This is a genomic window from Oliverpabstia sp. (genome assembly GCF_022785585.1).
Taxonomy (GTDB): domain Bacteria; phylum Bacillota; class Clostridia; order Lachnospirales; family Lachnospiraceae; genus Oliverpabstia; species Oliverpabstia intestinalis.
On the sequence record NZ_JALFPR010000031.1, the window covers coordinates 1 to 11,183 of the forward strand.

An 11,183-nucleotide genomic window follows, 5' to 3' on the forward strand; every position below is an offset into this window, starting at 1 on the left:
ATCAGGGAATCTCCGAATATGGTATGACTCCGGTCGGAAAGTGTAGTCTCCCGTATATTACCTATGATAATCCGGTGGAAGTCCGCGGAGAGATCTATCGAAAACAGATTGCAGAGTATGTTGAGAGATACAGCAAGGAACTCGAAGGTATCGTATGTGGTGAGTACAGTGTTGCCATGGAGACAGAGGCTGTTCTGGAAGCAAAAGCGTTAAAGGGCAGAATAGAAGTGTGCTGCATGGATGAAAACCACATCGTATCCGGGCAGTACAAACTGACACATATCCGCCAGGATGAGCAGAAAATCGCGCAGTGTGCGATGGAGCGTATGCTGGATAAATTGATTGGAAACACCGGAGAGGAAAAAGACTATCTGATTCCGGGGATCTTTATGGAGAAGATCATTTCTGAAAAAGAATAAAAGTGTGAAAAGACAGACTAGAGCCGGATATCCGACCTGGTCTGTCTTTCTATAAAAATGACATTTTGTAAGAATCAGCTTACTGGCAGAAGAAAGATACGATTATTTTATTACAGTAAAGTTGAAAATAATATGTATTAAAATTAAGTATAATAAATAAAAAATAAAGTATATTGAAATGTTTGAAAAAAGCATATAAAAATATGATATAGTATAATAAAAGAAATACGAGAATAAAAAGTTATAAGGAGGAATCGCATGTTTGGTTTTTCATGTGCGGAATGGACAATTCCCAATATTTTGATTAGAATCGTAGTTTCCATGATACTTGGATGTGTGATCGGTCTGGACAGAGGATTGAAAAAACGTGGAGCAGGAACAAAGACGAATACGATCGTATGTCTGGGAGCAACGCTGGTTATGTTGACGGCGCAGTATATGGAGGTATATTTTCCTGGAAAATCGGATCTTTCGCGTATGGCATCGCAGGTGATCAGCGGGGTAGGATTTCTTGGAGTAGGAACCATCATTGTGTCCGGGCATCAGGTGAGGGGACTGACAACTGCGGCAAGTTTATGGGCATGTGCATGCGTTGGTCTTGCAGTGGGGATCGGGTTTCTGGATGGTGGAGTTATCATTACGGTGTGTGTACTGATTTCCCTTCACGTGCTTCCACGTCTGGAAAAATATTTTTTTCGGCGCAGTAAATATTTATCCGTCTATGTGGAACTGGAAACCAATGGAAGCATTTCTGAATTTTTGGAAAAACTTCAGGAGAATCAGATACAGGTAGATACTATGGATGTAATAAAGGGGAAAACGAAGAAAACACCATGCGCTCTGCTGTTGACTCTGCGGTTGCCTACTGCATACAAAAGTACATATGTGGAACAATTGGAAGAGATTCCGGGTGTTAACAGCGTAGACATTATCTGATAATGTACTGGTATTGTAAGAGTAAGAACATGGGGCAGCTACGGACAAAAATGAAATGAGGTTTTAACGATATTACAGACAATAGTATTGATTTCTCACAGCACAGAGTGGTATGGGTGTAGATGAGGCACTGGACAGTGCACAGGAAAATGTAGAATTTACCATGAGTTCGAATTAAACAGTAACAGCTAACAATAGTCTTTTCATGCTTTATCATCCTTAAAAAATATGTAGAAAACAGAACAGGACAGATGTCAGCACTTGTATTTGCCCGGTTCTTTAGATATGTTTTACAGAAGTTTAGATTCTTTTTATTTTCACCCCGCAAAATTTATGTTAGTATATAATCATCTGCGAAAATCGGCGTTGACACCGGATGATCTTGGTGTTGGCGCCGTATGTTTTATGGTGGTTTATCATGAAAACAGCGAAGCAAAAGAAAGGAAAGAAGAACATGCTTCAAATCCAACACATTCGAAAAGAATATAAAACAGGAAAACTGGTTCAGAAAGCCCTGGATGATGTCAGTCTGAATCTGAGGGATAATGAATTTGTTGCGATTCTCGGGCCCAGTGGTTCAGGAAAGACCACACTGTTAAATATTATCGGCGGGCTGGATCGTTACGGCAGCGGGGATCTGATCATCAACGGGATTTCCACGAAAAAATACAAAGACCGGGACTGGGATTCCTACCGAAATCATACGATCGGATTTGTCTTCCAGAGTTATAATCTGATTCCGCATCAGACACTGCTCGCCAATGTTGAGCTGGCGCTGACCATCTCCGGCGTGGGAAAAGCGGAGCGAAGAAGAAGAGCGAAAGAAGCCCTGGAAAAAGTAGGTCTGGGAGAACAGATTGAAAAACGACCGGGCCAGCTGTCGGGCGGACAGATGCAGCGAGTGGCAATCGCCAGAGCATTGGTCAATGATCCGGAGATTCTGCTTGCGGATGAGCCGACCGGAGCACTGGACAGTAATACCAGTGTACAGGTTATGGATCTGCTGCGGGAGGTGGCGAAAGACCGCCTGGTTGTGATGGTTACCCATAACCCGGAACTGGCGGAACTTTATGCCACAAGAATCGTCAATCTGCGGGATGGAAAGATCCGTTCGGATACAAATCCCTATGAGGTGGATGAGGCAGCACTGTCTCCGCCGGAACATAAAAATATGGGAAAATCTTCGATGTCATTTCTGACAGCTCTGGCACTGAGTTTTAATAACTTAAAGACCAAAAAGGCCAGAACCCTTCTGACTTCCTTTGCCGGATCGATCGGTATCATCGGTATCGCGCTGATCCTGGCACTGTCAAATGGTGTCAATGCTTATATCCAGTCGGTGGAAGAAGAAACGTTATCGGAATATCCACTGGAGATCCAGAGTACCGGGTTTGACCTGACTTCCATGATGACGATGAACATGGGGACAGATGATAAAGACGCGGAGAAAGAAGACGACGATCAGGTCAATGTCGTGCAGATGATCACAAATATGTTCTCCACGATGGACTCCAATGACCTGAAATCGCTGAAAAAATATCTGGATGATCATGAAAAGAAAGTCAGCAAATACGCAAAATCCGTGGAATACAGTTACAGCGCAACACCGCAGATCTTTCGACTGGACAAAGATAGAGATAAGATTCGTCAGGTTAATCCGGACAAATCCTTTGCTTCTCTGGGGCTTGGTTCTTCGTCGAGTGCAAATAGTATGATGTCCTCGATGATGAGCACAGATGTGTTTTATGAGATGCCGAGAGAGGAGAATCTGTATAAAAACCAGTATGATGTAAAAGCAGGTCGCTGGCCGGAAAGTTATGACGAATGTGTGGTAGTTATGACTGCGGACGGAAGTATCAGCGATTTTCTCTTGTACACACTGGGACTCAGAGATGCTATGGAACTTGACGATATGATTGAACAGTTTATGAAGGATGAAGATGTGGATACTCCGGATAATATCGGCACATACCGTTATGAGGATATTCTGGGAACCACCTTTAAACTGGTCAATGCTTCGGATTATTACAGCTATGACAGTGAATACAAGGTCTGGAAAGACAAATCGGATAATAATAAATATATGAAAAAACTGGTGAAAAACGGGGAAGACCTGAAAGTGGTCGGTATCGTGCAACCATCGGAGGATGTCAACGGAGCCCTGCTTCGAACCGGTATCTATTATCCGGCAGAGCTGACTGATCATGTGATCGAGGAAGCGAAAAACAGTAAAATCGTAAAAGATCAGATGAAAAATGAAGATATTGATGTCTTTACCAATGAAGAATTTGGTAAAGAATCGGATAATGATTTTGATATGGGATCCCTCTTTAAGATCGATGAGGATAAACTGCAAAATGCATTTAAATTTGATGAAAATGTCATGGCAAATGCAATGGCAGGAAGCTCGGATCTCTCAGATGCATTTTCCGTCGATCCGAATACACTGGATCTTTCGGGCATGCTGGATCTGAGTGCCATTAATATTTCGCTTCCGGAAGCACCGGATCTGTCGCTCGGTAATCTGATGAGTGGAATCAAGATCCAGGCATCCAGTGAAGATGTGAGCAAACTTACTACGACTTTGTTAACTGGTTATCGTGACTATGCAAAAGAACACCCGGAAGCAGATTATTCAGGTCTGGGAGAGAACTTTATCGGTTATCTGAATACAGAAAAAGCACAGGAAATTCTGAAAAATAATATCAAAGACATCATCGAAGCGAGCGGTTCTGTCGAAGTATCAAAAGAAGAACTGCAGCAGCTGATCAAAGATATCATGACCGGATTTCAGAAGTATGCCCAGGAAAAGGGCTATACGGATATAACGAAGCTGGATGAATACCTGACGGAATATCTCCAGACAGAAGAATGCCAGCAGATCCTGACTGCCTGGGCAGAGAAAAATATTCATATTAACGGAAATGTCAATATCACAAAAGAACAGCTGGAAAAACTTTCGAAGGAGCTGCTGGAAGGATATGAAGCCTATGTACAGGAAAACGGTTACCCGGATCCGGCGAAAATGGGTGAGTACTTTATGGATTATCTGGGAACAGACAGCGCGAAGCAGGAACTTTCTGCAGGGCTTATGAAGATGATCGACACGAAGGGTGTGGAAGAACAGATATCCACGGCAATCGGAACCTATATGCAGAGTGCATTTTCTTCTTATGGAAATACTCTGTCACAGGCACTGGGAACGCAGATTTCGAAAGCGATGGGGCAGATAATGACACAGATCGCCGGAGGGATGGAACAAGTCATGACTCAGACGATGCGTCAGCTGGGAGAGAATCTGCAGAATGCATTTTCTATTGATGCGGATGCATTTACCGGGGCATTTGATATAAGCATGGATGGAGAAGAACTGACCGAACTGATGATGTCCATGGGAAATACCGGAAGTACAACGTATGATTCGAACCTGCAGAAACTCGGGTATGCAGATAAGGCAGAACCGAGTGGTATCTCAATCTATCCGAAAAACTTCGAGAGCAAGGAACAGATCGTGCATCTGCTGGATGATTATAACAGTAAGATGGAAAGAGAAGGAAAAGACGAGCAGGTGATCAGCTACACAGATATGGTCGGAACGCTGATGTCCTCGGTGACGGATATTGTTGATATTATCAGTTATGTGCTGATTGCGTTTGTGGCGATCTCACTGGTGGTTTCTTCGATCATGATCGGAGTGATTACTTATATCAGTGTGCTGGAACGCCGGAAAGAAATCGGTATCCTGCGGGCAATAGGAGCATCTAAAGGAAATATTTCCCAGGTGTTCAATGCGGAAACCTGTATCATCGGTCTGTGTGCAGGTCTGATAGGTATCGGTCTGACACTGTTACTTCTGATCCCGGGCAATGCCCTGATTCACAAACTGGCAGATACCACTGCTGTCAGTGCATCCCTGCCGGTGATTCCGGCACTTATCCTGATCGTGCTGAGCGTATTTCTTACGTTTATCGGTGGACTGATCCCGTCGAAGAAAGCGGCAAAGAGTGATCCGGTGACGGCACTGAGAAATGACTAAGTGGATTGATGAAAACCTGAGTGTAATCAGTCAGTTCAATAGAGCCGGTATTTCTTATCAAAATATAAGAATACTGGCTCTTTTTAGATTTCATTCCGCCCCATAAGATGTTATAATGTATCTCATGAAAAATCAGATTATATGTCACAGAAAAAGGAGAAATATAAATGGAATACAAAACACTTGGAAAAACCGGATTAAAGGTTTCCCGCATGGGATTTGGCGGGATTCCGATTCAGAAGATCGATGAAGAGGGAACAAGAAAGCTGTTGCAGGATATGGTAAAGCGGGGAATCAATTACATCGACTCTGCACGGGGCTACACTGTCAGTGAACAGTATATCGGCTACGGTCTGGAAGGAATCCGGGATCAGTTCGTGCTGGCGACAAAATCCATGGCGAGAACAAAAGAAGCGATGGCATCAGATATCGAGACGAGTCTTCGGAATTTCCGCACAGGCTATATTGATCTGTATCAGGTACATAATCCGAGTATGGAACAGCTGGATCAGGTGATCGGAGAAGGTGGGGCACTGGAAGCACTGCTGGAGGCGAAAAACGCTGGAAAGATCGGACATATCGGAATCACGGCGCATTCCACGGAAGTTTTTGAGCGTGCGCTGACCCTGGACTGGGTGGAGACGATTATGTTTCCTTATAATATTGTGGAACAGCAGGGGGCTGAACTGATTCGTCGGTGTGGAGAGAAAAACATCGGATTTATTGATATGAAACCACTGGCAGGAGGTGCCATCGAAGACGGAACTCTGGCACTCCGTTATGTATGTTCCAACCCGGATGTGACGATAACTATTCCTGGTATGGCAGAGATTCGGGAACTGGAAGAGAATCAGAAAGCCTGTGAGAATCAGGAACCGCTGACGAAGGAAGAAGAGGAAAAGATTCAGGCAGTCCGTGACCAGCTGGGAACGGATTTTTGTCGTCGTTGTAATTACTGTGCACCTTGCAGCGTAGGAATCCAGATTCCAAGTGTTTTCTTGTTTGCCGGTTATCTGCAACGTTATGATCTGGAGCAGTGGGCCAGAGATCGATACAGTACCTTAAAAGTAAAAGCTTCTGCCTGCATCGGCTGTGGCAAATGCGAACCACGCTGTCCATACCACCTGCCGATCCGGGAAAAACTGAAGATCTGTGCAGCTGATTTTGGGGAATAGAGAGAGAATCAGATTACGGTGAAGGAGAAAAATTATGACACGACGGGAAAGAGAAGTAACTGATATCAATGATATATTACAGATCATCGACGAAACAAAGATCCTGCATCTGGGTTTGTCTGATGAGGGATGGCCTTATGTGGTGCCGATGAATTATGGATATGAATATGTGGACGGAAAGCTGACGTTTTATCTCCATGGTGCCACCAAAGGGTACAAATTTGATGTTCTGGAGAAGAATCCAAAAGTCTCATTTGCTCTGGAGACAGATATGATTCCGTTTGAGGGAAAGGTAGCCTGCCAGTACGGGATGGCATACCGGAGCGTGATGGGACGCGGATATGGAACCCTGGTGGCGGATGTGGAAGAAAAGGAAAAAGCACTGTCCCTGTTGATGAAACAGCAGACGGGAAAGGACTTTACCTTTGATGAGAAACTGGTATCAATTGTGAATGTAATCCGTATTGATGTGAAAGAATTTACTGCAAAGGAGAGAAAACTTCCGGCAGCGATGCAGCAGGATTCCTGAAAATAATTGAATTATTGCAGGTTACAGAGAAAGATTCATTGTTACCGGGAACGGAGTGAACAGTAACACTTAATCCAAAGCACTGGTATATTATGCAGAATAGATATGGAATTCGAGTTGAAATTATGATAAACTAAACTGTAATGTTTTGTCAGTTTTTGTAGTTGTATCTATTACGGTTATGATTTGATAAAACAATCGATCTAAAAGGTCGCAGACACAGCTGTGATGGAGTAGCGGCAGTGTCAGAAAAACAGATGAGGAGTGAAGACATGATAGCACTGATTGATTACGATGCGGGAAATATGAAAAGCGTGGAAAAAGCTCTGCAGCTGATAGGAGAGGATGTGCTGGTGACCAGAGATCCGAAAGAGATTCTGGCTGCGGATAAAGTGGTGTTACCGGGTGTGGGTAGTTTTGGAGATGCGATGGAAAATCTGCACCATTTCGGGTTGGTACCCGTGATTCACCAGGTAGTTCAGGAGCAGACTCCGTTTTTGGGAATCTGTCTGGGACTGCAGCTTCTGTTTGAAAAAAGTGAGGAGAGTCCGGGCGTGGAGGGCCTTGGCATCTTAAAGGGAGAGATTCTTCGGATTCCTGCGGCAGAAGGGCTAAAGATCCCTCATATGGGCTGGAATAATATCCGATTTCCGAATAAAGGACGGTTGTTTGCGGGAGTTCCGGAAGATGCATATGTGTATTTTGTACATTCCTATTATCTGAAAGCACAGGATGAAAAAATTGTGACTGCGACAACCGAATATGGTACCCATATCCATGCTTCTGTGGAAAGCGGCAATCTGTTTGCCTGCCAGTTCCATCCGGAGAAAAGTTCCCATGTGGGCTTGCAGATTTTGAAAAATTTTGCAAAACTGGAAGGAAAAGGAGGACGATAAGATGCTGACAAAAAGAATTATTCCATGTCTGGATGTAAATAATGGAAGAGTAGTAAAGGGCGTGAACTTTGTCAATCTTCAGGATGCAGGTGATCCGGTGGCAGTAGCGAAAGCGTACGACGAGGCCGGTGCAGATGAAGTTGTTTTTCTGGATATCACAGCATCTTCGGATCATCGTAATACAGTGGTAGATATGGTGCGGAAAGTCGCGGCTAACGTATTTATTCCTTTTACCGTAGGAGGCGGTATCCGCACGGTGGATGATTTTCGGTTGCTTTTGCGTGAAGGAGCAGACAAGATTTCCATCAATTCTTCTGCGATAAACCGCCCGGAACTGATTCATGAAGCAGCCTTAAAGTTCGGAAGTCAGTGCGTAGTAGTTGCTATTGATGCAAAGCAGCGGGCAGACGGCTCAGGATGGAATGTCTATAAAAACGGTGGTCGGATCGATGTGGGTCTGGATGCTGTGGAATGGGCAAAAAAAGCAGAAGCCCTGGGAGCAGGAGAGATTCTTCTCACCAGTATGGACGGAGATGGCACAAAAGCAGGATACGATCTGAAACTGACCCGTGCGATCGCAGATGCAGTATCCATTCCGGTTATTGCTTCCGGTGGTGCGGGCTCGCTGGAGCACTTTTATGACGCATTGACAGAGGGCGGTGCAGATGCTGCACTGGCAGCGTCTCTGTTCCATTACAAAGAACTGGAGATCCGGGAAGTAAAGGAATATCTTCGGGACAGAGGACTTCCGGTTCGTCTGTAAAGATATCGGAAATATAAAAAAATACGTAACTGTTCAGTATCTTCACAGCTACGAAAATACAAGTGTGCGTGGAAATCCGGTAAAATTCGGATACAGGAAGATTGCCATTACACACACAGGAGAGGAGGAGGGCGTATGCCTCCGATTTCAGGAGCATGGGCAAAAGCCCTGGAAGGGGAATTTCACAAACCCTATTATAAAAAACTATTTGAAACTGTGGGAAAAGAATATGCAACCCATCAGATTTTTCCGGCGGGAGATGATATTTTTAATGCGTTTCATTTTACACCGCTGGATCAGGTGAAAGTAGTGATTCTCGGACAGGATCCGTACCACGGAGACGGACAGGCGCACGGGCTTTGTTTTTCGGTAAAACCGGATGTGGAGATTCCTCCTTCACTGGTGAATATCTACAAAGAACTGGAAGATGATCTTGGATGTTATATCCCAAACAACGGATATCTGGAAAAATGGGCAAGACAGGGTGTTCTGATGTTAAACACAGTTCTGACCGTACGTGCTCATCAGGCAAATTCCCATCGGGGGATCGGCTGGGAAGAATTTACCGATGCGGCAATTCGGGTGTTGGCGGCGCAGGATCGCCCGATGGTTTTTATCCTCTGGGGCAAACCGGCTCAGAGTAAAAAATCCATGCTTGACCCGGACAAACATCTGATTCTGGAGGCTCCTCATCCCAGTCCGCTATCCGCTTACCGGGGATTTTTTGGAAGTAAGCCGTTCAGTAAGACAAATGCTTATCTGACAGCACATGGTCTGGAGCCGATTGACTGGCAGATCGAGAATAGGTAGTCCGGCTATAGAAGACAGATCAGGTATTTGCCGGGATTTTTCCATGAAAGCCGGAAAAACCGAAAAAGAGATAAAGCAGGAGTAAATGATGAGTGAGAAAAATGGATTAGTGAAAAACGCCTCATTTCTGATGATGGCGACTTTGATCTCCAGGGTGATCGGTCTTTTGTATCGAAGCCCTCTGGGGGTTGTGCTGGGAACGGTAGGACTTGGATATTATGGATATGCGAATAACGTGTATGTTATTTTGCTTCTGATTTCTGCCTACAGTATTCCGATGGCAGTATCGAAGGTCGTATCGGAACGTCTGGCACTGAAACAATATCGAAATGCCCAGAAAGTCTTTCATGGGGCGTTATTATATGCAATGATCGTGGGTGGAGTGGCAGCTCTGGTTGCCTTTTTCTTTGGTAATTATCTGCTTCCGGTCAATCAGCAGCAGGCACTTCTGGCTTTGCGGATGCTGGCGCCGACAATTTTCTTTTCAGCAATTCTTGGCGTTATGCGTGGATATTTTCAGGCGCACAGCACGATGATGCCAACCTCGATCTCTCAGATTCTGGAGCAGATCGCCAATGCGATCGTCAGTATTCTGGCGGCATGGCTGTTGATCAAGAAGTTTGCAGTGGACGAGGAGACGCATGCGATTTATGGTGCAGCCGGTGGTGCGATGGGTACCGGAGCCGGTGTGCTGACCGGTCTGGCATTTATGTTGATCGTCTATGTGGCAAACCGGAAAACAATCCATAAAAAGATCGCCAGAGATAAACATACACAGGAAGAGTCCATGGTGGGCGTTATGAAGATCATTTTCCTGATGGTAACGCCGATTATTTTCAATACTTTTGTATACAATGCCAGCAGTTATCTGGATTCCAAGATTTTCTCGGATATCCTGAATATGAAAGGCATCGCTGCAAAAGTAGTCAGTGGTCAGTGGGGAGAATACAGTAATTACTACATTACGCTGATCAATATTCCGCTGGCACTTTCAAGTGCCACTTCCTCTGCAATGATGCCGGAGATTGCAACGAGATTTATCAAAAATGAGTATAAAGAGGCAAATGAAAAGATCAACGAGGGAATCCAGCTGACGATGTTTTTGTGTATCCCGGCAGCAGTCGGTTTGGCTGTGCTGGCGTTTCCAATCACAAAAGTGCTGTTTCCATCCAGTGGAACACTGTCGGGACAGCTGCTTTTAGCAGGTTCCATAACGGTTATTTTCTCCGCACTGTCTACGATTACGAACGGAGTGTTGCAGGCAATCGGTAAAGCGAGAATTCCGCTTCGAAACTCTGCGATTTCTCTGGTGCTGAATGTGATCACTGTGGCGGTATGTTCTTTTGCAGCTCCACAGATGGGCGTGTTCTCTGTATTGATCGCCAGTCTGGTATTTGCAGTCGCCATGTGTGTATTAAATGCCATGTCCCTGAAAAAATATCTGGGTCACAAGAACGATTTTGTCAACGGTTACGGAAAACCACTGGCAGCGGCAGCAGGTATGGGTGTTGTGGCATGGATCGTATATTACGGACTACATCTTCTGGTGCCGATCCGTATCGTGTGTCTGGGTGTTTCTGTAATTCTGGCAGCACTGGTATATCTGATTTTGTATGTGA

9 protein-coding genes are annotated in these 11,183 nt (G+C 44.8%); all 9 read left to right on the forward strand.

From position 1 onward, the window contains the following. Positions 1-419 (forward strand): hypothetical protein (locus MSA64_RS01760; RefSeq protein ID WP_287890277.1); only part of this gene is annotated, 419 nt, incomplete at its 5' end. Between the two features lie 258 nt (positions 420-677). Beyond that, positions 678-1,355: an MgtC/SapB family protein gene (locus MSA64_RS01765; RefSeq protein WP_287890279.1), complete on the forward strand. Its 678-nt coding sequence runs from the start codon at positions 678-680 to the stop codon at positions 1,353-1,355. A gap of 454 nt (positions 1,356-1,809) precedes the next feature. Then, complete coding sequence (locus MSA64_RS01770) at positions 1,810-5,391, forward strand: ABC transporter ATP-binding protein/permease (RefSeq protein ID WP_277663523.1); 3,582 nt, start codon at positions 1,810-1,812, stop codon at positions 5,389-5,391. A 167-nt stretch (positions 5,392-5,558) separates the two neighbouring features. After that, positions 5,559-6,566, forward strand: coding sequence for an aldo/keto reductase (locus MSA64_RS01775; RefSeq protein WP_154432131.1), 1,008 nt, complete (start codon positions 5,559-5,561; stop codon positions 6,564-6,566). A 34-nt stretch (positions 6,567-6,600) separates the two neighbouring features. Beyond that, complete coding sequence (locus MSA64_RS01780; RefSeq protein WP_287890282.1) at positions 6,601-7,095, forward strand: pyridoxamine 5'-phosphate oxidase family protein; 495 nt, start codon at positions 6,601-6,603, stop codon at positions 7,093-7,095. A 272-nt stretch (positions 7,096-7,367) separates the two neighbouring features. After that, complete coding sequence (gene hisH, locus MSA64_RS01785; RefSeq protein WP_022171727.1) at positions 7,368-7,991, forward strand: imidazole glycerol phosphate synthase subunit HisH; 624 nt, start codon at positions 7,368-7,370, stop codon at positions 7,989-7,991. Between the two features lies 1 nt (position 7,992). Beyond that, on the forward strand, positions 7,993-8,754 hold the full coding sequence (gene hisF / locus MSA64_RS01790) for an imidazole glycerol phosphate synthase subunit HisF (RefSeq protein WP_118315984.1): 762 nt from the start codon (positions 7,993-7,995) through the stop codon (positions 8,752-8,754). A gap of 135 nt (positions 8,755-8,889) precedes the next feature. Further along, entirely contained in the window at positions 8,890-9,564 is a 675-nt protein-coding gene (locus MSA64_RS01795) for a uracil-DNA glycosylase (protein ID WP_022171729.1), read from the forward strand. Between the two features lie 85 nt (positions 9,565-9,649). After that, positions 9,650-11,183: putative polysaccharide biosynthesis protein (locus MSA64_RS01800; RefSeq protein WP_287890284.1), on the forward strand; the 1,534-nt coding region annotated here is incomplete at its 3' end.